Here is a 24,041-nt window from a genome sequence, read left to right as displayed (position 1 = left end):
AAAGGCGTCCCCTCGATGGAATCCCTCTGCCTCCTGCTGATCCTCATCACGCTGTGGATCGCGGTGACCCGGCGTACCAAGCGCGCCCTGATCCTCATGACCGCCGTCTCGACGGTCTGGATGCTGGCGACCTTCCTCGTGCACTCGCACAGCGCCATCCCGATCTCCCTCTGACCATGACCATGACCATGACCATGACCATGACCGGAAACCCGGAGCAAGCGATCATGTCCACCACCAGTACTCGCCGCATCGGCCTGCTGCTGCCCCACCTCTTCGTCCTGGGCATGTGCGCCGTCATGCTGGGTGGCTTCGTCTTCCAGTTCGGCAAATGGGAGTACCCCTGCCCGCTCTGCATGCTCCAGCGGATGGGCATGATGCTCACCGCCATGGGGCCGGCCTGGATCATCGCGAAATCCCGCGACGGCGCCATCACCCGCGGCGACTACGCCACGGGCTTCGGCCTGTCCGTCATCACCGCGCTGCTCTCGGCGATCGTCTCCGGCCGTCAGGTGCTGCTCCACATAGCCCCCACCGACCCCGGATTCGACACGCCGCTGCTGGGGCTGCACCTCTACACCTGGGCGCTGGTCACCTTCTTCATCGCCGCACTCGTGGCGGGCGCGGCCTGCGTGATGAGCGACGAGGCGGCGCCGGGCGCCACCGGCTTCACCACCGGCTCGAAGACCGTCCTGTGGATCTTCGCGGCCTTCATCGCCGCGAACCTGATCAGCTGCTTCGCCGAGCAGGGCCTGCACCTGCTGCTGCTCCACCGCCCCGACGGCTACCGCCTCTTCGAATTCCTCGGCTGACCGTGCGCGCGCTCCGACGCCCCCTGCGCCTCCGACGCCTCCTGTGCCTCCTGCGCTCCGACCGGACGCTCCGCGCCGCCTTCGCCCTCGCCTGCGCCTCGGCCGTGGCCGTCGCGACCGGTGTGAACGGCGCCTCCGCTCTCGTGGTCGGCGGCCTGTGCTCGATCAACGCCGACGGTACGGGCCCCGCGCGGACCCGCGCCGGGCGGCTCGCCGCGGTGATGGCGGCCGGGGCGGCGGGGACGGTACTCGGCTGCCTCGTCCACTCCTCCGGGCCGGGCCAGATCGCGGCGATGGCCGCTTCGGGCCTGGCCGCCGGAGTGCTGTGGCCCAAGGGCCAGGCGGCGCAGCTCGCCGGGCTGAAGCTGATGATCCTCACGTGCATCGGCTTCGGCCTCGGTGCGAGGGTTCCCGTGGGGCAGGCGGCCGGGCTCTACCTGCTGGGCTGCGCGCCGATGCTCGCGCTCGTCGCGGCCGGGGTGGTCGCCGACCGGTTCGGGCCGCGCGGGGTTGCCCGTGCCGGGGCGGGGCGACCGTACGGGCGACGGCACGACGGCCGTCGCCCGCGCGCGGCAGCCGCGCCGTTTGGGCCCCGTCGGTGGAAGGCAGCGGCGCCGTTTGGCCCCCGCCTGCGGAAGCCAGCTGCGTCGCGGGGCCCGCGCGTGCGGGTGGCGGTGGTGGAGTTGCGCCCGCGTTTGCGGAGGGCGGCGGCGTCGCCGGGTCCGCGCGTGCGGGTGGCGGTGGTGGAGCTGCGCCCGCGTGTGCGGAGGGTGGCGGTGTCGCTGGGCCCGCGCGTGCGGACGGCAGCGGCGCTGCTGCGCCCGACCGCACCGGACCTCCGGCACGCGCTGCGCCTCGCCGGGTGCGTCGCTCTCGCGGCGGCCGTGGCCGTCGCGCTGCACCCCCGGCACGCCTCGTGGCTGCCGCTGACCGCCTGTCTCGTCTTCCGGCTCGATGCCATGCCCCTGCACCGGCGTGCCCTGCACCGCGCGGCCGGGACCCTCGCCGGAGTGCTGGTCGCCGCCGCCCTGGCCGTCCTCGCCCCGCACGGGGGAGTGCTGGTCGTGGTCGCCGTCGTCGTCGGCGCCCTGGTGCCCGGGGTGACGGACCGGTCGTACGCAGGGCACACGTCCCTCGCCACCGTCATAGTCCTCGTCCTCGCCAACCCGGCCGCCGTGGCCGGTCCGGCGGAGACCGCCGCCCGGGTCGTGGACACTCTGCTGGCCTGCCTCGTCGCGCTCGCCTTCGGCCACGTGGTGTGGCCCCGCCACCGAACGCACCCCTTCCAGCGGCGCCCCTTCCGGCCGCGCCGCGCGTCCGCGGACGGTGCCGCATGACCCCGGACCGCGGTCCCGCCGCGCCCGCCCCCGCGGTACCCGCGCCTGCCCCGGGGATGCCCGCGCCTGCGGTGCCCGTCCCTGGTGTGGCAGCGCCTGCTGTGCTCGCTCCTGGCGTGCCCGCGCCCGGGATGGCCGCGCCTGCGCCCGCCGTGCCTGCCCTCGGGATGCCCGTGCCCGCGCCAGCGGCGCCCGCGCGCGGCGTGATCGTGCCCGCCGTGCCGCAGCCCGGGATGCCCGCGCTTGCCGCATCCGCCCCCGGCATGCCCGCGCCCGTCGCGCCTGCCCCCGCGGTACCCGCGCCTGCCCCCGCGGTACCCGCGCCTGCCCCCGCGGTACCCGTGGCCGCCCCCGGGGTGCCTGCGCCTGCGCCCGCGCCAGCCGCGCCTGCGGTGCGAGAGCCCGGGGTGCCCGCGCCAGCCGCGCCCGCCTTCGGCGCGCCCGCCCCCGGCATGCCCGCGCCCGCGTCCAGCGTGTCCGGCGACTGGCCGGTGCCCCGCGCCGCCGGACGGGCCGTTGCCGTACACCGGACGACCCCGCGCGGGCTCGCGCACGTCATCGCGGACCTCGTCTCCGGGCACGCGGCGTCCAGCGTGGCCGTACCCGCCGACGTACCGCGGGAGTGGCTCTCCGCCCTGCCCGCGGCGACGGCGCTGCGGTCCGAGGGGCCTTCGCTCACCCCGGGGCTGCTCGGTGCCACGGACGCGGCGATCACCGGCTGCGCCCTGGCCGTCGCGGAAACCGGGGACATCGCCCTCGTCGACGGCGGCACCAGCCAGGGCGGCGAGGCCCTCAGCAGGCTGCCGGGCCACCACATCTGCGTCCTGTACGCGACGGAGGCCGTCGGCGGCCCCGCCGATGCCCGGCGGCTGCTCGCCCCGGACCGGGCCGTCACCTGGATCACGGCTCCCGCCACGGCCACGGCCACGACCGCGCCCACTCCCCGCCGTGGCGCCCGTACCCGTACCCGTACCCGTACCCGCACCCTCGACGTCGTCTTCGTCACCGGAACCCAGGCCCCGGACCGTCCCTGACCGCCGCCGGTTCCGGCCGCCGGATCGGCCGCGCCGCCGCCCCGAGGGGCTACTCGGCCCCGGCGATCAGGAGTTCGCCGACCGTGGCCGCCAGGACCTCGCGGGCCGGTTCTGGGAGCCCCGCGTCCGTGACGAAGCAGTCGACGCGGTCGAGGGGGGCGAAGCTGCTCAGCGCGACCGTGCCCCACTTGCTGTGGTCGGCGACGACGGCGATCCGCCGGGCCGCCCCGATCAGCGCCCGGTTGGTCTGCGCCTCGGCCAGATTCGGCGTGCTCAGTCCCGCTTCCTCGCTCGCTCCGTGCACGCCCAGGATCAGCAGGTCGACATGGAGGGTGGAGATCACCATGTCCGCGAGCGGGCCGACCAGCGCGGCGGACGGGGTGGGGGAGCCGCCGGTGAGGAGCAGGGACGGAACCGCGGCCTCCCCCCGCTCGCGGGACGCGGCCCGGACGAGTTCGGCGACGGGCAGAGAGTTGGTCAGCAGGGTCAGCCGGGGGACGTCGAGCAGCCGCGCGGCGACCGCGCAGGCGGTGGTGCCGGCCGAGACCGCGACCGTGCTGCCGGGCTCGACCAGGGTGGCGGCCGTTTCCGCGATGGCCGCCTTGGCGGCGGTGGCCAGGGGCGTCTTGGCGTCGAACCCCGGTTCCTCGCCGCGGGCCTCGGGGGCCCGGACGGCGCCCCCGTACACCTTCTCCACCAGACCGCGCGCCGCGAGCGCGTCCAGGTCCCGGCGGACGGTCATGTCGGACACGGCGAGCTGCTCGACCAGCTCGGTCACCCGTACCGCGCCCTCCCGGCGCACCGTCTCCAGGATGAACGAGCGTCTTTGCTGAGCGAGTTGCATGGCCTCAAGATAACACCCGCACCTGTTGATTCTTGAGGAAGTTTGTTTAGTCTTGTTCGGTGAAGAAGAGCATCGCGCAACTCGCCGACGGTCGTGAGCTGATCTACTACGACGCCGACGGCAGCCCCGCACGCCAGGCCGCGCCCGACCTCCGGCCGCTGGACCCCGTGGACAGCAGGCCCCGGCTCCGGCGCGACGAGGCCACCGGGGACTGGGTCACCATCGCGGCCCACCGGCAGGCCCGCACCTACCATCCGCCCGCCGACGAGTGCCCCCTGTGCCCCTCCCGAGGGGGCAGGCTCAGTGAGATCCCGGCGGCCGACTACGAGGTCGCGGTGTTCGAGAACCGCTTCCCCTCCCTGGCCGGTGAGGCGGGCCGGTGCGAAGTGGTCTGCTTCACCCCCGAGCACGCCGGAGGCTTCGCCGACCTCACCCCGGACCGGGCCCGGCTGGTCCTGGACGTGTGGACCGACCGCACCGCGGAGCTGTCCGCCCGCCCCGGTGTCGAGCAGGTCTACTGCTTCGAGAACCGCGGCGCCGAGATCGGCGTGACCCTGGCCCACCCGCACGGCCAGGTCTACGCGTTCACGGCGGCGCCCCCGCGCACCGTGAAGATGACGGCCGCGGCCGCGGCGCACCGCGCGGCCACCGGCCGCAACCTCTTCGAGGACCTCGTCGCCCGCGCGCGGGCCGCCGAGGAGCGGGTGGTGCTGCGGGGCGAGCACTGGACCGCCTTCGTGCCGTACGCCGCCCGCTGGCCCTACGAGGTGCACCTCTACCCGCACCGCAGGGTCCCGGACCTGACCCGGCTCTCCGAGGCGGAACGGGCCGAGTTCCCCGGCGTCTACCTGGACCTGCTCCGCCGCTTCGACCGGCTCTTCGACCGCCCCGACCCCACCCCGTACATCTCCGCCTGGCACCAGGCGCCCGCCCGCGGCGGCGACGAACTCGCCCTGCACCTGGAGCTGTTCACGGTGCGACGGACGGACGACAAGCTCAAGTACCTGGCCGGGACCGAATCCGGCATGGAAGCCTTCATCAACGACATCGCGCCGGAGACGGCCGCACGACGCCTGCGGGAGGCGATGTGAGCCCCGACCTCCACCCCGGCCGCGTTCCGGACGCCCCGGACGCAGCCCGCTCGGCGCGGGCCTTCGGCGCGCTCTACGGCGGCCTCCCCGACGGCGTCTGGGCCGCCCCGGGCCGGGTGAACGTCATCGGTGAACACACCGACTACAACGACGGCTTCGCCCTCCCCATGGCGCTGCCGCAGACCACCCGCGTGGCCGCCCGGCGCCGGGACGACGGCGTCCTGCGGCTGCACAGCGCCCGCGAGGGCGACCGGATCACCGAGATCCGCGTCGCGGACCTGGCCCCCGGCACGGTCTCGGGCTGGGCCCGCTATCCGGCGGGCACGGTCTGGGCCCTCGCCGAGGCGGGACACCCGGTGGGCGGCGCCGATCTCCACATCGACAGCACGGTGCCCACCGGGGCGGGCCTCTCCTCCTCGGCCGCCCTCGAATGCGCGGTGGCCGTCGCCTACGACGACCTGTACGGACTGGCGCTGCCCCGTCCCGAACTCGCCCGGATCGCCCAGCGGGCCGAGAACGCCTTCGCGGGCGTGCCCTGCGGAATCATGGACCAGATGGCCTCCCTGTGCTGCGCCGAAGGGGCCGCCCTCCACCTCGACAGCCGCACCCTGGAGCACCGGCAGGTGCCCTTCGACCTCGCGGCCCACGGCCTGGTGCTGCTGGTCATCGACACCCGCGTGCAGCACGACCTGGGCGACGGCGCGTACGCCGCCCTGCGCGCCGGTTGCGAACGCGCGGCCGGCCTGCTCGGGCTGCCCGCCCTGCGTGACCTCCCCGCCGACCGGCTGGGCGAGGCGCTCGCCGCGCTCCCGGCCGAACTCGCGCCCCTGGTCCGGCACGTGGTCACGGAGGACGCGCGGGTCGCCGAGGCGGCCGCCCGCCTCGCGGCCGGTGACACCCCCGCCCTCGGCCCGTTGCTGACGGCCGGGCACGCGTCCCTGCGGGACGACTACCGGGTGTCCTGCCCGGAGACCGACCTCGCCGTGGACACGGCGGTCGGGGCGGGAGCCCTGGGGGCCCGGATGACCGGCGGCGGCTTCGGCGGCTCGGTGATCGCCCTGGTGCCCGCCGCCCTCGCGCCCTCGGTCACCGGGGCCGTCACCGCCGCCTTCGCGCGCGCGGGCCACCACCCGCCGGCCGTCCTGACGGCCGTCCCGTCCCGGGGCGCGGGCCGCGTCGGCTGAGCTGCCGGACGTACGGGGGAACCCGGTCCGGGGCTCAGCCCGGGCCGGGTTCTCCCGCCGCGTCCGGACAGCGGGCGGTGCTCGCCCGTACGACGAGTTCGGGTTCCACGGACGCGGGAACGGCCATCGCGCCGGGGTCCGCGATGTGCCGCAGCAGCTGCGCCACGGCCAGCGCTCCCATGTGGGCGAACGGCTGCGCGACCGTGGTCAGCGGCGGGGTGCAGTACTCCGCCAGCTCGATGTCGTCGACGCCGACCACGGAAATGTCCTCGGGCACCCGGCGCCCGCACTCGTGCAGCGCCCTGATCACGCCGAAGGCCATCTCGTCGCTCGCCACGAACACGGCGGTGACGTCCGGGATGCGGCCGAGGATGAGCCCGGCCCGGTAGCCCGAGCCCGGTGACCAGTCACCCTCCAGCGGCGGCGGCACGGACCGGCCCGCGTCCTCCAGCGCCGTCCGCCAGCCGTCGCGCCTGCTCGCGGCCTCCAGCCACCGCGCGGGCCCCGCCACGTGCCAGACCGTCTCGTGTCCGAGGTCCAGCAGGTGCCGGGTCGCCAGCCGGGCCGCGAGGTCCTGGTCGACGGCCACGACCCCGGTCGCGTCCGTGCGCGAGCCGTCGATCGTGATGGTGGGCGTGGACCGGGTGAGCTGCTCGATCCGGTCGCTGCTGTGGATCAGCGGCACCGACAGGATGACGCCTTCGACGCCCTGGTCGGCGAGCCGGGCCAGGGCCCGCTCGATGGCGGAGGTGTCCAGGGAGGTCGTCGTCGCGGTGCTGACCGCGTACCCGGCGGCCTGCGCCGTGTTCTCGATGCCCGAGATGACGGCGGCCCGCGAATAGGACGTGGTCTGGAGGGTCACCACGCCGATGGTGCGGCTGCGGCCCGAACTCAGCATCCGCGCCGCGTTGTTGCGGCGGTAGCCGAGCTGCTCCACCGCGGCCACCACCTTGGCCCGCGTCCTGTCCTGGACGTTCGGGTGCCCCGAGAGCACGCGCGACACCGTCTGCGCGGACACCCCGGCGACCCGGGCCACGTCCGCCATCCCCGGCGGACGTTCCTGGTCACCGGGACTCTGCTTCACCATGGGTTCCTTTGCCGTCACAAGCACGGATGATATCGCTCCCATACCGCTTCAGCTGGCCTTTGACCTTCACCGAAGGATAGCTGTGGCACCCATTGGCATCGATAACATTCTCTGCCATAGTTCCGATCCATCGAGGTGCAACGGCCGGAGGAGAAGCTGTGAAGCGTACGACGATCCGCTGTATGGGAGCCCTTGGCTCCCTTGTTCTCGCACTCGCCGCCAGCGGGTGCTCGAAGGCGGATCCGGCACCGGAGGCCGGAAAGGCATCGATAACATTCTGGGGATGGGCACCCGGCTACGCCGATGCCGTCAAGGCCTTCAACGCCAGTCACCCGGGGACGCAGGTCAGCTACCAGACGGTGCAGCCCGGCGCGAAGGGCGGCTACCAGAAGATGCTCAACGCGGTGAAGGCCGGGAACGCGCCCTGCCTGGCCCAGCTCGGCTACGAGACCCTGCCGAGCTTCGCCGCACAGGGGGCCCTGAAGGACGTCACCGCGCAGGCGAAGTCGGTCAAGGGCGACTTCCAGGACGCCGCCTGGAAGTCGGTGACCCTGGACGGCAAGACCTACGGCGCCCCCGTGGACACCGGCCCGATGGCGCTGTTCTACAACAAGAAGGTCTTCGACTCGCTGGGCCTCCAGCCGCCCACCACCTGGGCCGAATACCGCACCGCCGCCGAGAAGATCCACGCCTCCGGCCCCGACCGGTACATCTCCTCGCCCTACATGGACTACGACTACGCGGGCCTGGCCTGGCAGGCGGGCGGCAGCTGGTTCGGGGTCAAGGGCGACGCCTGGCAGGTCACGATGGCGTCCCCGGCCAATGTGAAGGTCGCCGACTACTGGCAGGGGCTGGCCTCGGACGGGCTGATCAGCAGCGCCCCGATGTACGACCAGGCCTGGTACACGGGGCTGGGCAACGGCAGCATCGCCACCGTCGTCGGCGCCGTCTGGCAGGCCGGGGTCATCAAGGGCGGCGCGAAGGACGGGTCCGGCCAGTGGGCGGTCGCGCCGATGCCCCAGTGGAACGCCGGGGACGCCAAGGTCGGCAATGCCGGAGGCTCCGCGACCGCGGTCCTCAAGGGCTGCGACAACCCCAAGGCGGCCTGGGAGTTCGCGCACTGGATGAGCACCGACCGGCAGGCCTTCGGGGACCTCGTCGACAAGGCCGCGCTCTACCCGGCCGCGAAGGACCTCCTCACCCTGCCCCAGCTCAAGCCCGACCCCTACTTCGGCGGCCAGAACATCTACCAGGTGTTCGCGACCGCCGCCCCCAAGGTCGACCCCGACTGGACCTGGGGACCGCTGATGACCAAGACCTCCGCCGACCTCGACGACGGCCTCGGCAAGGCGTGGGCGGGCAAGGGCACCGTCGCCGACGCGCTGCGCACCGCGCAGGACAAGACGCTCGGCGAAATGGAGAAGCAGGGACTCCGGACCGCGAAATAGCGAGGCGGTGAAGCAGCGAAAGTAGCGAAAGTAAGGAAGACCCCCGTGACCCATGTCAGCGCCCCGCCATCGCGCGGACCGAGAGCGCTCCTGTTCTGCGCTCCCTTCCTGCTCCTGTTCGCGGCGGTGTACATCGCCCCGATCGTCTACGCCGCGGTCAGCAGCCTGTTCACCGTCCGCCGCTCGGGGCTCGGCCTGACCGCGCCGACCAGGGAGTTCCACCCGCTCGGGAACTACCTACGGGCCTTCCATGACGGGGCGTTCACCTCTTCGCTCGCCCGCGTCGCGCTCTTCGGGCTCGTCCAGGTGCCGGTGATGCTCGGCGTGGCGCTCGCGCTGGCCCTGCTGATCGACTCCCGCTCCGCACGGGGCAAGGGCTTCTTCCGGCTCGCGGGGTTCCTCCCGTACGCGGTCCCCGGCGTCAGCGCGGCCCTCGTCTGGTCGTTCATGTACTCGCCGCAGTCCAGCCCCGTCAACCGGCTGCTGGAACCCCTCGGGCTGGAGATCCCCTTCTTCGCGGAGCACCTGGTGCTCTGGTCGGTGGCGAACATCGTCACCTGGAGCTGGGCCGGGTACAACATGATCATCATCTACGCCGCCCTCCAGGCGATCCCCGGCGAGGTGCTCGAAGCCGCGCGGATGGACGGCGCGTCCGCGTTCCGGATCGCCTGGAGCATCAAGATCCCGGCGGTGCGCGGGGCGCTCGTGCTCACCGCCGTGTTCTCCATCATCGGATCGGCGCAGCTCTTCAACGAACCCGCCGTGCTCCAGCCGGTGTCCGCCGGTTCCCTCTCCTCCGCCTTCACCCCGATCATGTCCGCCCAGAGCGCCGTGGCCGCCGGGAACTACCCGTACGCGGCGGCCCAGTCGGTGATCCTCGCCCTGCTCGTGGGAGTCGTGTCGTTCGTGTTCTTCAAGCTGACCGACCGGGGAGAGCCCGCATGACCACCCTCCACGACACCCGGACCCCGCCCGCCATCCGGACCCATTCCGCCACCCGGCCGGCGATCAGGTCGCGACGGGACACGAGCGCGGTCAGCCGCGTCACCGTCACGGCGCTCCTCGCCCTGTCGGCTTTCTACTTCCTCGCCCCGCTGTGGTGGCTGCTGGTCTCGGCCACCAAGCCCTTCGGCGAACAGTTCAGCGGCAACGGCCTGTGGTTCGACGGCTTCGCCCTGTTCGACAACATCGGACGGCTGAGCAGCCAGGACGGCGGCATCTTCTGGCGCTGGATGCTCAACAGCGTGCTGTACTGCGGCACCGGGGCACTGCTCGGCACCGCGTTCTCGGCCCTCGCCGGATACGCGCTCGCCAAGTTCGACTTCCCGGGACGGAGCGCCGTCTTCGCCCTGGTGCTCGCGGCGGTCCTGGTGCCCAAGGTGCTGTTCACCCTGCCCCTCTACCTGATGTTCTCCGGCATCCACCTGATCGACAACCCACTGGCCGTCCTGCTGCCCAGCGTCGTCAGCCCCTTCGGCGTCTACCTGGCCCGGGTGTTCGCGGCGCAGAGCGTGCCCGACGAGGTGCTGGAGGCGGGCCGGATCGACGGCGCGGGGGAGTTCCGGATCTTCCGGGCCATCGGGGTCCGGATGATGCTCCCGGCCCTGGTCACCATCTTCCTGTTCCAGTTCGTGGAGATCTGGAACAACTACCTGCTGCCCGCGATGGTGCTCGGCGACGACCGGCTGCAACCGGTGACCGTCGGCCTGGTGGGCTGGAACGCCAGCCACGTCGCGGTGCCGCCCGCGCTGGTCGTCATCGGATCGCTGGTCTCCGTCGCCCCCCTCCTGATCGCCTTCCTCGCGCTCCAGCGGTTCTGGCGCGCGGGCATGACCGCCGGAGCCGTCAAATGACCACCACGACCCCGCCGTTGACCACGCCCGCGCCGTTGCCCACGCCCACGCACACGCCCACGGCGGGGCGGCACCCGGCCACGCTGACGCACGCCGAGGGCGCCTTCCTGCGCGACGGCCGGCCGCACCGCGTGCTCTCCGGCTCCCTCCACTACTTCCGCGTCCACCCCGAGCAGTGGGAGGACCGCCTCCGACGGGTGGCCGCCCTCGGCCTCAACACCGTCGACACCTACGTCCCGTGGAACTTCCACGAACGCGCCCCGGGCGACGCACGGTTCGACGGCTGGCGCGACCTGGACCGCTTCGTCCGCCTCGCCCAGCGCACGGAACTCGACGTGATCGTCCGCCCCGGCCCCTACATCTGCGCCGAATGGGACAACGGCGGGCTCCCGGCCTGGCTCACCGGCACGCCCGGGATGCGCCCGCGCACCTCGTACCCGCCCTTCCTGGAGGCGGTCGGGCGCTGGTTCGACCAGCTGATCCCGCGCATCGCGGCCCTCCAGGCCCGCCACGGCGGCCCCGTCGTGGCCGTGCAGATCGAGAACGAGTACGGGAGTTACGGCGACGACCAGGCCTACGTCCGCTGGGTCCGGGACGCGCTGACCGACCGCGGCATCACCGAACTCCTCTACACCGCCGACGGCCCCACCCCGCTGATGCAAGACGGCGGCACCGTCCCCGGCGAACTCGCGGCCGCCACCTTCGGCTCGCGCCCCGAGGAGGCGGCCGCGCTCCTGCGCTCCCGCCGACCCGACGAGCCCTTCCTCTGCGCCGAGTTCTGGAACGGCTGGTTCGACCACTGGGGCGAGAAGCACCACGTCCGCTCGGCCGCGAACGCCGCCGAATCCGTCGCGGACATCATCGGCGCGGGCGGCTCCGTCAGCCTCTACATGGCGCACGGCGGAACCAACTTCGGCCTGTGGTCCGGCGCCAACCACGACGGCGACCGGCTGCAACCGACCGTCACCAGCTACGACTCTGACGCACCCATCGCCGAACACGGCGCGCTCACCCCCAAGTTCCACGCACTGCGCGAGAAACTGACCGCGCCCGGCGGCCCGGCCGCGAACCGCCCACTGCCCCCCGACCCGCCCCTGCTGGCACCCCGTACCCTGCCGGTGACCCGCGGCGCGGCCCTCCTGGACGCACTGCGCCGGGCCGGCGCACCGGTCCACGCGCCCACACCGCTCAGCTTCGAGGAACTCGGCCAGTCCTCCGGCCTGGTGCTCTACACGGCCCACCCGCTCCTGCCGCCCGGCACCCACGCGCTGACCGTCACCGGACTGCACGACCGGGCCCAGGTCTTCGCCGACGGCGTGCCCGTGGCCGTCCTCGACCAGGAGACCTCCTCCTGCACCGTGTCCGGAACCGGAGCGCGGATCCGGCTGGAGCTCCTGGTGGAGAACCAGGGACGCATCAACTACGGACCGCTCCTCGGCCAGGGCAAGGGCATCCTCGGCGGGGTGCGCGTGGACCGGCGCCTGGTGCACGGCTGGACCATGCACCGGCTGCCCCTCGACGAATGGACGCCGGGGGACATCGCGCGGGCCCCCTCGCTCGCCGCCCCCGGCGGGGCGGCCACGGCCGACGGGACCACCGGCTTCGCCACCGCCCGGCTGACCCTGGACGAACCGGCCGACACCTTCCTCGCGCTGCCGGGCTTCGGCAAGGGGTTCCTCTGGGTCAACGGCAGCCTGCTGGGCCGCTATTGGGAGGTGGGACCGCAGCGCACCCTCTACCTCCCGCACCCGTTCCTGCACGCGGGCCGCAACACCCTCACCGTGCTCGAACTGGAGCACTTCGGGGACGGCGTCGTGCTGTGCGACCGGCCGGACCTCGGCCCGGCCGAAGAGTTCGTCGAGACCTTCGACTGACGGCCCGGCTCGGCCCGGCCCCGCTCCACACCCCGCTCGCCCTCCACGAGCCGTCGACCGCCCACCCCGTCGAAGGAGTCCACCGATGCCCACCACCGCACCGCAGCCCCCCGGCACCGGATCCCACACCGCCCGCGAACTCGCCTCCCAGCCGGACTGCTGGCGCCGCGCCGCCGCCTCCGTCACCGCCCACCTGCCCGTGCTCCCGCGCCGGGGCGAGCGGGTCGCGGTAGTGGGCTGCGGCACCTCCTGGTTCATGGCGCAGGCCTACGCCGCCCTGCGCGAGCACGGCGGCCACGGCGAGACCGACGCCTTCGCCGCCTCGGCCTTCCCGCCCGCCCGCCGCTACGACCGGGTCCTGGCCATCACCCGCTCGGGCACCACGACGGAGGTACTGGACCTGCTGGCCGCCCTGAAGGGCACGGTGCCCACCAGCGTCCTCACGGCGGACCCCGACACCCCCGTCATGGACGCCGCCGACGCCGTCGCCGTCCTGGACTTCGCCGACGAACAGTCGGTCGTCCAGACCCGCTTCGCCACCACCGCCCTCGCCCTGCTCCGCGCCCACTTGGAGCAGGAAGGGGCCCTGCCCGCCGGAGTGGGTCCCCTGGAGCAGGCCGCCCTCGACGCCGAGCGGGCCGTCACGCAACCCCTCCCCGCGGCCACGCGCGACGCCGAGCAGATCACCTTCCTCGGCACCGACTGGACCTACGCCCTCGCACTGGAGGCGGCGCTCAAAATGCGCGAGGCGGCCGGATCCTGGACCGAGGCCTACCCGGCGATGGAATACCGGCACGGCCCCGCGGGCATCACCGGCCCCCGCCGGGCGGTCTGGGTGTTCGGCCCGGCCCCGCGCGGCCTGGCGGACGAGGTGACCCGCGTCGGCGGCACCTGCCTCACCGGATCCGGGGACGGGCACGGGGCGAGCGACCCCCTCGCCGACCTCGTCCGGGCGCAGCGCCTCGCCGTGCTGTGCGCCGAGGAGCGCGGCCTCGACCCCGACCGGCCGCGCAACCTCACCCGTTCCGTCGTCCTCGCCCCCGACCGTGGCTGACCGCACCGGACCGCCGGGCCCGCTCGACTGCGTCATCGCGCTCGATGTGGGCGGTACGTCGATGAAGGGCGCGGTGCTGGACCGGGCGATGCTGCCGCTCAGCAGCCTGCGCCGGCCGACACCGCGCACGCACGGCCCGGCCGCCGTCGTCGAGGCGATCGGGGACGCGCTGCGGGAGCTGTCCGGCCGCGCCGCGGGCCACGGCGCGCGCCCCGTCGCCGCCGGTGTCGTGGTGCCGGGGATCGTGGACGAGGCGGCCCAGGTGGCCACGTACTCCGCCAACCTCGGCTGGCGCGACCTGCCGCTCGCCGCACTGCTCCGGGCACGCGTCGAGCTGCCCGTCACGCTCGGGCACGACGTGCGGGCCGGCGCCGTCGCCGAGAGCCGCCTCGGCGCGGGCCGGGGCGCCCGCGACATGCTGTTCCTGCCCATCGGCACCGGGATCTCGGCCGCCGCGCTGGTCGACGGACGGCCCGCGCACCCGTCGGCGTACGCGGGTGAAGCCGGACACCTGGTCGTCGCACCCGGCGCCGCGGCGTGCGCCTGCGGCGCCCGGGGCTGTCTGGAGGCCATCGCCTCGGCCTCGGCCATCGCGGCCGCCTACACCGCGCGCTCGGGCCGCACCGTCGACGGGGCGGCCGGGGTCGCGGCGCTGGTGGCCCGGGCGGATCCGGTCGCGCGCGCCGTGTGGGACGAAGCGGTCGACGCCCTGACGACCGCGCTCACCGCCCTCGCCTCGATCCTCGCCCCCGAACGCGTGGTCATCGGCGGTGGCCTGTCCGAGGCGGGGGAGCTGCTGCTCGGCCCGCTCCGCGCCGATCTGGCCCGCCGCCTCACCTTCCAGCGCCGCCCCGAGATCGTGCGCGCGTCGCTCGGCGCCGCGGCCGGGTGCCTCGGCGCGGGCCTGCTGGCGTGGCAGTCCGCCGACACCACCCCTGACGACCGGCTCCGTGCGACTACGACGGCGACTACGACGACGACCGCGACCACGACCGCGACCACGACCGAGGAGAGCGTCCATGCCGCTCGCGCCCACTGACGACATCATCGCCGCCGCCTACGCGCAGAGCCGGGGCGTCGGCGCCTTCAACGTCATACAGATCGAGCACGCCGAAGCCATCGTGGCGGGTGCGCAGCGGGCCGGGCGCCCGGTGATCCTCCAGATCAGCGAGAACACCGTGCGCTACCACGGCTCGCTCGCCCCCATCGGCCTGGCCTCGCTGGCCCTGGCCCGCTCCGCGACCGTCCCCGTCGCCGTCCACCTCGACCACGCGGAGTCCGCCGGACTCGTCCGCGAGGCGGCCGGACTCGGCTTCACCTCCGTGATGTTCGACGCCTCACGGCTGCCGTACGAGGAGAACCTGGCCCGGACCCGAGCCGTCACCGAGGAATGCCACCGCGCCGACGTCTTCGTCGAGGCGGAGCTGGGCGCCATCGGCGGCAAGGACGGCGCGCACGCCCCCGGAGTACGGACCGACCCGGACGAGGCACGGCAGTTCGCGTCCGCGACCGGCGTCGACGCACTCGCCGTGGCCGTGGGCAGCTCCCACGCCATGGGCACCCGGGACGCCGTCCTCGACTTCGGCCTGATCGGCCGGCTGCGCTCCTCGCTCGGGATCCCCCTGGTCCTGCACGGCTCGTCCGGCGTGTCGGACGACGACCTCGCCAAGGCCGTCGCCGCCGGAATGACCAAGGTGAACATCTCCACGCACCTCAACCGGCTCTTCACCGGCGCCGTCCGCCGAGGCCTCGAAGCCGAACCCGCGACGTCCGACCCGCGCGGATACATGGGCGCGGCCCGCGCGGCGACGGCGGCCGAGGTCGCCCGGCTGCTGGACGTGCTCGCCGGAGGCTGAGCCGCCCCTGGCCGCCCGGGCTGCGCCCGGTGGCCCTCCGCCCGCCACCCCAACGGGCGTCCCCCCACACGGCAGCCCCACATCGGATGAGGGCTGACGGCAAGAAGGAACAATGAGGAGGAGTCGTGTCAGCCTCACGGAACAAACTCGCGGGCGCGGTGGCCGCGTTCGCCCTGGCCATGACCGCGATGACCGGTGCACCCGCCCTGGGCGCCCCGGCACCGGCCGCCGCCGCACCGCCCCCGGCCGCCCCGGCGGACGCCACCGCCAGCTACACCGTCACGGTCGGTGCGAAGGGATCCTGGACCCAGCCGGACGACACCCCGGCCGCTCCCTACCTCGACAAGGACGGCACCTTCTACTACCAGCAGGCCCACGCGCTCTACGGTTCCTCGGAACAGCGCAGATGGAACTTCTACACCGGCACCAACTTCGACACGGCCACCCGGTCGAGCGCCATCAGCGACGCGGTGAACCCCGCCAACAACAAGGACCGGAACAACGACACCACCTGGCGCTGCAACAACAGTCCGACCGGGCTGAAGTCCACCAGCGCCCCGGCCGGTTCGGGGTACTCGCAGCCGAACTTCTGCGACCTCGTGGGTGTGTGGGTCGACCCGGACACCGGCGACTGGTACGGCCTGGTGCACAACGAGTTCACCCCCCAGCCCTTCGGTGACGGCGTCCACTTCGACGGCATCGACTACGCGGTCTCCACCGACCAGGGACACACCTGGACGATCAAGAACCAGGTCATCACCTCTCCGTTCAGCACCACGCGGGGCGACACCACGGCCTTCCCGCAGCAGACCTACTCCTACGGCGACGGTGACCCGCGCCTGTTCGCCGACACCGCCTCGGGCTACTTCTACGCCTTCTACGGATCGCGGATCGTGGACAAGGGCAGCGGCTGGAAGGCCTTCCACGAGCACGTGGCCCGCGCCCCCATATCGGCCAAGATGGCGCCGGGCTCCTGGCAGAAGTGGTACGACGGGGCCTGGTCCCAGCCCGGAGTCGGCGGCCGGGAGAGCAACATGGTGCCGGTCGACCAGTCCAGCACCACCGGATACACCCCGGCCGACCGCGAGTACGACCCGGCCAACACCGGAACGGCGAACCAGCAGATCCAGGCCGGCACGCTGCCCCCGACCTCACCGCTGTTCGTCATGGACGTCACCTACAACGCGTACCTCGGCCTGTACGTGGGCGAGCCCCAGGCCGTCAACCAGGACGGGACGGCGCCCCAGCAGTTCTATGTCACCGACAACCTCGCCACCCAGAAGTGGCGGCTGCTCGGTGACACCGGCACCTACACCAACGCCTCCTGGTACCGGTGGTTCCTCGACAGCGCCAACAAGACGGGCTCGGCCATCGTCGGCAAGGACTTCCGCTCCTACTGTTCCTTCGGATGCTCGGGCAACTCCTCCAGCGAGTACGTCAACGTCTCGATCGGCACCTCCGCCCCCGCCGCCCCCATCGACACGAGCAAGGTGTACCGGATCGGCGCGGGCGGCCGCGTCCTCGCCCAGGTCACGGGCAGCTCCGCGACCACCTCCCAGACGTCCACCGGCTCCGGCGCCGAAGGCTGGACCTTCACCGCCAACGGCGACGGCAGCTACCGCGTGGCCAACGCGTCCAGTGGCGGACTGCTGGGCGTCGACTCCACGTCGACCGCGCAGCGCGCGTGGGGGACCAAGCCCACCGTCACCACACCCGGGGCAGGCGGCCCGGCCGTCGGCCAGCAATGGTTCGTCGTCCCCGGGACCTCCTCCGCCGACGGCTCCGGCACGGGCACCTTCCGCCTCGTCAACCGCTACAGCGGACTGGTCATCGGCCTGTCCGCCACCTCGACCCGGCTCGCCGAGACCACACCCGCACGCTCGTGGACCAGCCCGGCCGGAGGAACCGGAGCGTCGCGCACCTCCGCCGAACAGGCCCTGACCTTCACGGCGGTGGGTACCGCCCCCGACTCCCTCGACGGCACCCGCACGGTGGTCACGGGAGGCATGGCACTCGACGACCCCGGCCACAGCACCACACCGGGTACCCAGCTCATCACCTACACCCCCAACACCGGCGCCAACCAGAAGTGGAAGTTCACCCGGCAGTCGGACGGTTCCTACGAGATCGCCAACACCGAGTCCGGTCTGTGCGCCGACATCAGCGACGGTTCCACCGCCGCGGGTGCCAAGGTGATCCAGTGGACCTGCCACGGCGGCGCCAACCAGCGCTGGACCGCCGTCCGCGGACAGGACGGCACGTACACCGTCACCTCGGTGAAGAGCGGACTGCTCCTCACCACCACCTCCACGGCCGCCGGTTCACCGGTGACCCAGCAGCCGGCCACCGGCTCCGCACTCCAGCGGTGGACCATCAGCTGACCCGCCCAGCGGCATCCGGGGGCCCGCCGCCCCCGGATGCCGCGAAATCTGCGTGCGGTCGCCCACCGCACGGTGATAAACGTTCCCCATGCACGAAATTCTTGAATTCCCCGGTCTGCTGCGGCTGATCGACGAACGGTCGACCGCCTTCCGCAGTGCGATCGCCTCCGCGCCCAGCCTCGACGTGCGGGTGCCCACCTGCCCCGAGTGGACGCTGCTCGACCTGGTGCGGCACCTGGGCGAGGGACGCCGCGCCTGGGCCGCCACCATCACCGCCGGTCCCGACGCCACGGCCAAGGCCGCGCCGGAGGGCGCCCCGGCCATGCCGCAGGACCGCGAGGCCCTGCTGGCCTGGCTGGCCGCATCGACACAGGAACTGCTGGACGCCCTGCGCGAGGCGGGCCCGGAGCGCGGCTGCTGGACCTGGTGGGGCTCGTCGCAGTCACCGCGGACCTGCGGCGCCGTCGCCCGGCACCAGCTCCAGGAGATAGCGGTGCACACCTACGACGCCCAGCTCACCGTGGGCGCTCCGGAGCCGCTGCCCGAGGAGGTGGCACTCGACGGAGCCGAGGAGTTCCTCTCCACCTGCTGCACGACGCGGAGCGCCTGGCCGTACGAGCCCACCGCCTTCGACTTCCACGCCACCGAAGACCGCACCTGGCGCCTCACCACCGACGGCGACGGCGCACGCGTCGCCCGTGTCCCCGCCCCCGGCACGACGCCCGCCGCCGCGGTCGGCGCCTCCGTGCACGGCACGGCCAGTGACCTGGTCCTCTTCATGTACGACCGGATCCCGCTGGCCTCCATGAAGACCGAGGGTGACCCCGCTCTGATCGACCGGCTCCGCGGGTGGGAGTTCGAGGGGTAGAACGGGGCCCGAGACGCTGCGGAGGACCGTGCCGCAGTGGGCCGCCCCGCCCCCGTACCCGCACGCGTCACGTGGTCGAGTGGGCGGGGAGGTCCGGTCGGGACGGGGGCGTCCCGTCCTTGGCGGGCAGGGTGATCACCATGGTGAGTCCGCCGCCGGGCGTGTCCTCGGCGGTGAGGGTGCCGTTCATGGCCTCCAGGAAGCCCCTGGCGACGGCGAGGCCGAGGCCCACTCCGGCGCCGGCGGGCGCGTCTCCGTACCGCTGGAACGGCTGGAATATCCGCGCCTTGGCCTCGTCGGGGACGCCCGGGCCGCGGTCGACGACGCGCAGTTCGAGCCGGTCGGCGAGGGCGCTCGCGGCGACGAGGACGCTCTGCCCGGCCGGGCTGTACTTGACGGCGTTCTCCACGATGTTGGCGACCGCCCGCTCCAGCAGGCCGCGGTCGACGGCGACCATGGGCAGCGTCTCGGGGATGTCCAGGACCACACTGTCGTCGGGGACCCCGGCCAGGCCCATCGGGACGACCTCGTCGAGGTCGGTCTCCCGGATGAGCGGGACGACCGTCCCCGTCTGGAGGCGGGACATGTCCAGGAGGTTGCCGATCAGGTGGTCGAGCCGGTCGGCGCCGTCCTCGATGCCCTCCAGGAGATCGGCCCGGTCCTCCTCGGACCATTCCACGTCGGTGGAGCGCAGCGAGGTGACGGAGACCTTGATGGAGGCCAGCGGCGTGCGCAGGTCGTGGCTGACGGCGGCCAGCAGGGCCGTACGGATCTGGTGGCCCTCGACGAGGCGGCGCGCCTCCTCGGCCTCGTCCACCAGGCGCTGGCGGTCGAGTACGACGGCTGCCTGCGCGGCGAAGGCTCCGAGCACGCGCCGGTCCTCGGCCGGGAGCACCCGTCCCGTCAGGGCCAGGGACATGTTCTCGCCGATCGGCATGTCCACATCCGCCGCGTCGGGGCGGCCGACGGGATTGCGGCCGGTGCTGCCCGCCGTGGTCCACGGTTCCACGCCCGTACCGCGCTCCAGCAGGGCCACGGATTCCATGGCGAAGGTCTCGCGCACCCGCTCCAGCAGGGCGTCCAGCGCCGTTTCCCCGCGCAGGACGCTGCCCGCGAGGAACGAGAGGATCCCGGACTCGGCGCGCAGCCGGGCGGCCTGGTGGGTGCGCCGGGCGGCCAGGTCGACCACGGAGGCCACCGACACCGCGACACCGACGAAGATCGCGATGGCCACGATGTTCTTGGGGTCGGAGATGGTGAACTCGTGCAGCGGCGGGGTGAACCAGTAGTTCAGCAGCAGCGACCCGAAGGCAGCCGAGGCCGGCGCGGGCAGCAGTCCGCCGAGCAGCGCCGCGGCCACCGTGAAGGTCAGGAAGAGCAGCATGTCATTGGCGAGCCCCAGGTCGGGGACGACCTGGGTGAGCAGCAGCGAGAGCAGCGCGGGACCGGCCACCCCGGTGAGCCAGCCCCAGATGATGCGGGAGCGGCCGAGCCGCGCGCCGCGCGCGACCGGCAGGCCGCGGCGGCCCTTGGCGGCCTCGTCGTGGGTGACGATGTGGACGTCGAGGTCGGGTCCGGACTCGCGGGCGACGGTGGCGCTGACACCGGGGCGGAAGACGGACTGCCAGGAACGCCTGCGGCTGCCACCCAGCACGATCTGGGTGGCGTTGCAGCCACGGGCGAACTCCAGCAGCGCGTCCGGCACGTTGTCGCCTATGACGTGGTGGAAGGTACCGCCGAGGTCCTCGACCAGGGTGCGCTGGACGGCGAGTTCCTTGGGGGAGGCGGCGGTGAGGCCGTCACTGCGGGCGATGTAGACGGCCAGCACCTCGCCGCCCGAGCCCTTCTCGGCGAGCCGGGCCGCGCGGCGGATGAGCGTACGGCCCTCGGGGCCGCCGGTGAGATCGACGAGGATGCGTTCGCGGGCCTGCCAGGTGGAGCGGATGTTGTGCTCGCCGCGGTACTCCTGGAGGTACTCGTCGACCCGGTCCGCGACCCAGAGCAGGGCCAGTTCGCGCAAGGCGGTCAGATTGCCGGGCCGGAAGTAGTTGGAGAGGGCCGCGTCGACCTTGTCGGCCTTGTAGATGTTGCCGTGCGCCATCCGGCGGCGCAGCGCCTGCGGGGACATGTCGACCAGCTCGATCTGGTCCGCGCGGCGCACGAACTCGTCGGGGACCGTCTCGCGCTGCCGCACCCCGGTGATCGTCTCGACGACATCGCCGAGGGACTCCAGGTGCTGGAATGTTGACGGTGGAGACCACGTCGATCCCCGCCCGGAGCAGCTCCGCCACGTCCTGCCACCGCTTGGCGTTGCGCGAACCGGGCACGTTGGTGTGGGCGAGTTCGTCCACGAGCGCGACGGCCGGGCGGCGCGCGAGGACCGCGTCCACGTCCATCTCGGTGAAGACGGACCCCCGGTACTCCAGCTCGCGCCGGGGAATCTGGTCCAGTCCGTGCAACATCACCTCGGTGCGCGGACGGTGGTGGTGCTCCACGAAGGCGACGACGGCGTCGGTGCCGCGCTCCACCCCGCGGTGGCCCTCCGAGAGCATCGCGTACGTCTTGCCGACGCCGGGGGCCGAGCCCAGGTAGATACGAAACTTGCCGCGTCCCATTTTTCTTGGGTCATCCCTCGAAGCGGTAGCCCATACCGGGCTCGGTGATCAGGTACCTCGGGTGCGAGGGGTCCGCTTCCAGTTTGCGGCGTAGCTGGGCCATGTAGACCCGCAGGTAGTTGGTGTGGCCGGCGTACGTCGGTCCCCAGACGTCGAGCAGCAGCTTTCGCTGGCTGACCAGCCGGCCGGGGTTGGTGATGAGGATCTCCAGCAGGTGCCACTCGGTGGGGGTCAGCCGTACGCGGCGGTCGCCGCGCTCGACCTTCTTCGCGACGAGGTCCACCGTGAAGTCGTCGGTCGTGACCGTGGAGATCTCCCTGGAGGGTGCCGGGGCCTCACCCCGGCGGACCGCGGCCCGGAGCCGGGCCAGCAGCTCGTCCATGCTGAATGGTTTCGTCATGTAGTCGTCGGCCCCCGCGTCCAGGGCCCGGATCTTCTCCTCGGACGCGTGGCGGGCCGAGAGGACCAGGATCGGCACGCCGCTGGTCTCCCGTACCTTCTCGATCACCTCGACGCCGTCGATGTCCGGCAGGCCGAGGTCCAGAACGATGACCTCCGGCGTGCGGGCGGCCGCCAGCCGCAGGGCGTTGTGTCCGTTGGAAGCGGTCTCCACCTCGAACTTCCGCGCCTCCAGGTTGATCCTGAGCGCGCGGACGAGCTGGGCGTCGTCTTCCACCACCAGCACCTTGATCATCGGTGTGGGGCCTCCCTCTTCAGGCGGATACGGGCCGGAGCCGGCGCACGCCGGGCATCCCCACCGGGGGAGCTTCGCGTCCACCGGCTCCGGACCCTTGCGATGCGGAACGTCAGGTCTTGGACAGCGCCTTGAGGGCGGTGTTGAGTTCGAGGACATTGACGCGGGGTTCGCCCATGAAGCCGAGGGTGCGGCCGGTGGTGTGCTCGGCGACGAGCCTCTCGACCCGCTTGACGTCGAGCTTGTTCCGCTCGGCTACCCGGTGGATCTGGAGCCTGGCGTACTCGGGGGAGATCTCCGGGTCGAGGCCGGAGCCGGAGGAGGTGACGGCGTCGGCCGGCACGTCCTCGGGCTTGACCTTGTAGCCGGCCGTGGAGTTGTCCGCGACGACGGCGTCCTTGGCGGAGATGACCAGGGCGCAGAGGGTGCCCTCCTCGGCGGCCTTGCCGCACTTGCCGTTGACCGCGCCGTTGTCGGCGGAGCGGTTGGTGGCGCCGGAGAGGATCAGCGCGTACTGGGTGTTGACGCTGTTGCTGCCGAGGCCGTTGGAGGGGCGCGGCTGGAACCACTTGAGGTCCGGCTTGACGGCCTCTTCGGCGTCGTCCGGGTTTTTCTTCGGCAGGTTGTAGCTCTGGCCGATGAGGGAGGAGCCGACGACCTGGCCGCTCTGGTCCTTGATCTCGGAGCCGTTGGCCTTTTCGTTGAAGGCGGCCTGGGCGATGCCGGTGACGGCGAGGGGATAGAGGACCCCGCAGACCACGGTCAGAACGAGGAGCGCTCGGAGGCCCGCGCCAATCAGGCGCACGGTGTTCCCTACAGAGGTGTTCATTGTCGTCTCAGCACGTTCCTAGTTCAGGCGAGCCCGGGGATGAGGGAGATGAGCAGGTCGATGAGCTTGATGCCGATGAACGGGGCGATGAGGCCGCCGAGTCCGTAGATGCCGATGTTGCGGCGGAGCATCTTGTCGGCGCTGGTGGGCCGGTAGCGGACGCCCTTGAGGGCGAGCGGGACCAGGGCGATGATGATCAGGGCGTTGAAGAAAGGGCTCCTCAGCCCTGGTGGGAGAGGCCTGCCGTGTCCAGGGCGGCCCCTGCCTGCCCGGCGAGGGCGACGGCCACGAGGCGGGCCTCCTCCGACGGCAACGGGCACCCCGGGAGCGGGTCGAGCAGGAAACGGCCGTAGTAGTGGCCGCCGCCCACGGCACGCAGTTCGGTCTCTCCCTCGGGCCAGTCCGCGTACTGCGTGACCCGCCCCGGACGGCGCAGCCACAGGCCGCCGCCGTGCTCCAGGCGCGGCAGGGCGCCCATCAAGGTGCCGTACTCGAAGCGGCAGCCGCGCAGCCCCAGCAGCCCGACCAGCTCTCGGCGCACGTACTCGACGACCGCCTCCGGCGCTTCGCCGTCCTCCATCAGCCGGGCCGTCCCCTGGAGGCTCGACAGATGTGCGGTGTCGGTGACGACGACCGCCTGGAGCCGCCGCGCACGCACCGCCAGCTGCGAGACGATCAGCCCGACGACGAGGAGCAGGACGGCTGTTTCGACGTCGTTGCGGTCGGAGATGGTGAACCGCTGGTAGGGCCTCGTCAGGAAGAAGTCGAACCAGCCGGCCGCCGAGAGCGCGGCGACCGCCCCGGCCGTGCGGCTGCCCAGGGCGGCGACCGCGACCACCGCGACCACCAGGATCAGCGCGGCGTTGGTCGCCGAGACGTCCGTGCGGATGGGCACGAGGGCGAGCGCCACGAGTGCGGGGGCCGCGAGGCCGGCGAGCAGGGCGGCGGGATCGCGGAGCCGGAGCCGGTAACCGGACATGTGGGGCCTCCCGTCCGGACGAGCCGATGCAACCAGCTTGCCCCCGTGCGCACACGGCGCAACGCTCGACGGCCCCTCTTGACGGACTTCATACGCTGGCGCCCGGCGTGGGCCGGTCTTGCCTCCGGCGGCGCCTCAATCGCCGGCGAGGCTGCTTTGCCCCTTCAGCCCCGCCGGCGTTTGAGGCGCCCCCGGAGGGAA

General features: G+C 72.9%; 20 protein-coding genes and 2 pseudogenes. 15 read left to right on the top strand and 7 right to left on the bottom strand.

Annotation, left to right across the window (positions count from 1 at the left end; all coding sequences use genetic code 11):
• Window positions 1–15 precede the first annotated feature (15 nt).
• The 4 genes from OHS33_RS01170 to OHS33_RS01155 all read left to right on the top strand — a co-directional run bounded on the left by OHS33_RS01170 (window position 16) and on the right by OHS33_RS01155 (window position 3,183).
• Window positions 16–174 carry a hypothetical protein gene (locus OHS33_RS01170; RefSeq protein WP_330328480.1) on the top strand — a complete coding sequence of 53 codons (159 nt, stop codon included), beginning with the start codon at window positions 16–18 and terminating at the stop codon, window positions 172–174.
• Between the two features lie 2 nt (window positions 175–176).
• Window positions 177–812, top strand: a complete 636-nt coding sequence (locus OHS33_RS01165) for a disulfide bond formation protein B (protein ID WP_330328479.1) — start codon at window positions 177–179, stop codon at window positions 810–812.
• A 2-nt stretch (window positions 813–814) separates the two neighbouring features.
• Entirely contained in the window at window positions 815–2,149 is a 1,335-nt protein-coding gene (locus OHS33_RS01160) for an FUSC family protein (protein ID WP_330328478.1), read from the top strand.
• 407 nt (window positions 2,150–2,556) lie between these two features.
• Window positions 2,557–3,183 (top strand): LUD domain-containing protein, encoded by a 627-nt coding sequence (locus tag OHS33_RS01155; RefSeq protein WP_330328477.1) that lies wholly within the window; start codon window positions 2,557–2,559, stop codon window positions 3,181–3,183.
• A gap of 49 nt (window positions 3,184–3,232) precedes the next feature.
• Here the strand turns inward: OHS33_RS01155 and OHS33_RS01150 are convergent, their stop codons facing one another.
• Window positions 3,233–4,027, bottom strand: a complete 795-nt coding sequence (locus tag OHS33_RS01150; RefSeq protein ID WP_330328476.1) for a DeoR/GlpR family DNA-binding transcription regulator — start codon at window positions 4,025–4,027, stop codon at window positions 3,233–3,235.
• A 59-nt stretch (window positions 4,028–4,086) separates the two neighbouring features.
• Here OHS33_RS01150 and galT point away from each other — a divergent pair, with 59 nt between their 5' ends.
• Window positions 4,087–5,118, top strand: coding sequence for a galactose-1-phosphate uridylyltransferase (galT, locus tag OHS33_RS01145; RefSeq protein WP_330328475.1), 1,032 nt, complete (start codon window positions 4,087–4,089; stop codon window positions 5,116–5,118).
• A complete protein-coding gene (gene galK / locus OHS33_RS01140) occupies window positions 5,115–6,302 on the top strand; it encodes a galactokinase (protein WP_330328474.1) in 1,188 nt (395 codons plus the stop codon). The genes galT and galK overlap by 4 nt, the downstream gene beginning before the upstream one ends.
• A 34-nt stretch (window positions 6,303–6,336) precedes the next feature.
• Here galK and OHS33_RS01135 read toward each other — a convergent pair whose 3' ends face one another.
• Window positions 6,337–7,389, bottom strand: a complete 1,053-nt coding sequence (locus OHS33_RS01135) for a LacI family DNA-binding transcriptional regulator (protein ID WP_330328473.1) — start codon at window positions 7,387–7,389, stop codon at window positions 6,337–6,339.
• A gap of 182 nt (window positions 7,390–7,571) precedes the next feature.
• Here OHS33_RS01135 and OHS33_RS01130 point away from each other — a divergent pair, with 182 nt between their 5' ends.
• The 9 genes from OHS33_RS01130 to OHS33_RS01090 all read left to right on the top strand — a co-directional run bounded on the left by OHS33_RS01130 (window position 7,572) and on the right by OHS33_RS01090 (window position 18,723).
• On the top strand, window positions 7,572–8,837 hold the full coding sequence (locus tag OHS33_RS01130) for an ABC transporter substrate-binding protein (RefSeq protein ID WP_330328472.1): 1,266 nt from the start codon (window positions 7,572–7,574) through the stop codon (window positions 8,835–8,837).
• A 45-nt stretch (window positions 8,838–8,882) separates the two neighbouring features.
• Window positions 8,883–9,782, top strand: a complete 900-nt coding sequence (locus OHS33_RS01125) for a carbohydrate ABC transporter permease (RefSeq protein ID WP_330328471.1) — start codon at window positions 8,883–8,885, stop codon at window positions 9,780–9,782.
• On the top strand, window positions 9,779–10,690 hold the full coding sequence (locus OHS33_RS01120) for a carbohydrate ABC transporter permease (RefSeq protein WP_330328470.1): 912 nt from the start codon (window positions 9,779–9,781) through the stop codon (window positions 10,688–10,690). Before OHS33_RS01125 ends, OHS33_RS01120 begins: the two co-directional genes overlap by 4 nt.
• On the top strand, window positions 10,687–12,564 hold the full coding sequence (locus OHS33_RS01115) for a glycoside hydrolase family 35 protein (protein ID WP_330328469.1): 1,878 nt from the start codon (window positions 10,687–10,689) through the stop codon (window positions 12,562–12,564). The genes OHS33_RS01120 and OHS33_RS01115 overlap by 4 nt, the downstream gene beginning before the upstream one ends.
• An 85-nt stretch (window positions 12,565–12,649) precedes the next feature.
• Window positions 12,650–13,618 (top strand): SIS domain-containing protein, encoded by a 969-nt coding sequence (locus OHS33_RS01110; protein WP_330328468.1) that lies wholly within the window; start codon window positions 12,650–12,652, stop codon window positions 13,616–13,618.
• Window positions 13,611–14,657 carry an ROK family protein gene (locus OHS33_RS01105; protein ID WP_330328467.1) on the top strand — a complete coding sequence of 349 codons (1,047 nt, stop codon included), beginning with the start codon at window positions 13,611–13,613 and terminating at the stop codon, window positions 14,655–14,657. The genes OHS33_RS01110 and OHS33_RS01105 overlap by 8 nt, the downstream gene beginning before the upstream one ends.
• Window positions 14,638–15,474: a class II fructose-bisphosphate aldolase gene (locus OHS33_RS01100; protein ID WP_330328466.1), complete on the top strand. Its 837-nt coding sequence runs from the start codon at window positions 14,638–14,640 to the stop codon at window positions 15,472–15,474. Before OHS33_RS01105 ends, OHS33_RS01100 begins: the two co-directional genes overlap by 20 nt.
• A 179-nt stretch (window positions 15,475–15,653) precedes the next feature.
• Window positions 15,654–17,855: an RICIN domain-containing protein gene (locus OHS33_RS01095; protein WP_443065398.1), complete on the top strand. Its 2,202-nt coding sequence runs from the start codon at window positions 15,654–15,656 to the stop codon at window positions 17,853–17,855.
• 88 nt (window positions 17,856–17,943) lie between these two features.
• Window positions 17,944–18,723, top strand: a complete 780-nt coding sequence (locus OHS33_RS01090; RefSeq protein ID WP_330328464.1) for a maleylpyruvate isomerase family mycothiol-dependent enzyme — start codon at window positions 17,944–17,946, stop codon at window positions 18,721–18,723.
• Window positions 18,724–18,790: 67 nt separating this feature from the next.
• Here OHS33_RS01090 and OHS33_RS01085 read toward each other — a convergent pair.
• The 5 genes and pseudogenes from OHS33_RS01085 to OHS33_RS01065 form a co-directional block, all read right to left on the bottom strand.
• A pseudogene (locus tag OHS33_RS01085) lies at window positions 18,791–21,338 on the bottom strand (ATP-binding protein).
• A 10-nt stretch (window positions 21,339–21,348) separates the two neighbouring features.
• The gene (locus OHS33_RS01080) at window positions 21,349–22,032 is read right to left on the bottom strand and encodes a response regulator (RefSeq protein WP_330328463.1); all 684 of its coding nucleotides are present in this window, start codon (window positions 22,030–22,032) and stop codon (window positions 21,349–21,351) included.
• A 112-nt stretch (window positions 22,033–22,144) separates the two neighbouring features.
• The gene (locus tag OHS33_RS01075) at window positions 22,145–22,861 is read right to left on the bottom strand and encodes a potassium-transporting ATPase subunit C (protein ID WP_330328462.1); all 717 of its coding nucleotides are present in this window, start codon (window positions 22,859–22,861) and stop codon (window positions 22,145–22,147) included.
• A gap of 23 nt (window positions 22,862–22,884) precedes the next feature.
• Window positions 22,885–23,085, bottom strand: a pseudogene (locus OHS33_RS01070) (hypothetical protein); the annotation flags it as partial.
• On the bottom strand, window positions 23,082–23,840 hold the full coding sequence (locus tag OHS33_RS01065; protein ID WP_330328461.1) for a DUF4118 domain-containing protein: 759 nt from the start codon (window positions 23,838–23,840) through the stop codon (window positions 23,082–23,084). The gene OHS33_RS01065 and the pseudogene OHS33_RS01070, both read right to left, overlap by 4 nt.
• Window positions 23,841–24,041 lie beyond the last annotated feature (201 nt).

It is taken from the genome of Streptomyces sp. NBC_00536, assembly GCF_036346295.1.
GTDB lineage: Bacteria > Actinomycetota > Actinomycetes > Streptomycetales > Streptomycetaceae > Streptomyces.
This window is presented reverse-complemented; position numbering and strand designations above follow the sequence as displayed.

Excerpts from the sequence above, each read along its gene's own strand:
- OHS33_RS01170 (WP_330328480.1), top strand. The coding sequence starts at position 16 with ATGGAATCCCTCTGCCTCCTGCTGATCCTCATCACGCTGTGGATCGCG.
- OHS33_RS01165 (WP_330328479.1), top strand. The coding sequence starts at position 177 with ATGACCATGACCATGACCATGACCATGACCGGAAACCCGGAGCAAGCG.
- OHS33_RS01150 (WP_330328476.1), bottom strand. The coding sequence starts at position 4,027 with ATGCAACTCGCTCAGCAAAGACGCTCGTTCATCCTGGAGACGGTGCGC.
- OHS33_RS01135 (WP_330328473.1), bottom strand. The coding sequence starts at position 7,389 with ATGGTGAAGCAGAGTCCCGGTGACCAGGAACGTCCGCCGGGGATGGCG.
- OHS33_RS01130 (WP_330328472.1), top strand. The coding sequence starts at position 7,572 with ATGGGAGCCCTTGGCTCCCTTGTTCTCGCACTCGCCGCCAGCGGGTGC.
- OHS33_RS01120 (WP_330328470.1), top strand. The coding sequence starts at position 9,779 with ATGACCACCCTCCACGACACCCGGACCCCGCCCGCCATCCGGACCCAT.
- OHS33_RS01115 (WP_330328469.1), top strand. The coding sequence starts at position 10,687 with ATGACCACCACGACCCCGCCGTTGACCACGCCCGCGCCGTTGCCCACG.
- OHS33_RS01110 (WP_330328468.1), top strand. The coding sequence starts at position 12,650 with ATGCCCACCACCGCACCGCAGCCCCCCGGCACCGGATCCCACACCGCC.
- OHS33_RS01100 (WP_330328466.1), top strand. The coding sequence starts at position 14,638 with ATGCCGCTCGCGCCCACTGACGACATCATCGCCGCCGCCTACGCGCAG.
- OHS33_RS01095 (WP_443065398.1), top strand. The coding sequence starts at position 15,654 with ATGACCGCGATGACCGGTGCACCCGCCCTGGGCGCCCCGGCACCGGCC.
- OHS33_RS01090 (WP_330328464.1), top strand. The coding sequence starts at position 17,944 with ATGCACGAAATTCTTGAATTCCCCGGTCTGCTGCGGCTGATCGACGAA.
- OHS33_RS01080 (WP_330328463.1), bottom strand. The coding sequence starts at position 22,032 with ATGATCAAGGTGCTGGTGGTGGAAGACGACGCCCAGCTCGTCCGCGCG.
- OHS33_RS01075 (WP_330328462.1), bottom strand. The coding sequence starts at position 22,861 with ATGAACACCTCTGTAGGGAACACCGTGCGCCTGATTGGCGCGGGCCTC.
- OHS33_RS01065 (WP_330328461.1), bottom strand. The coding sequence starts at position 23,840 with ATGTCCGGTTACCGGCTCCGGCTCCGCGATCCCGCCGCCCTGCTCGCC.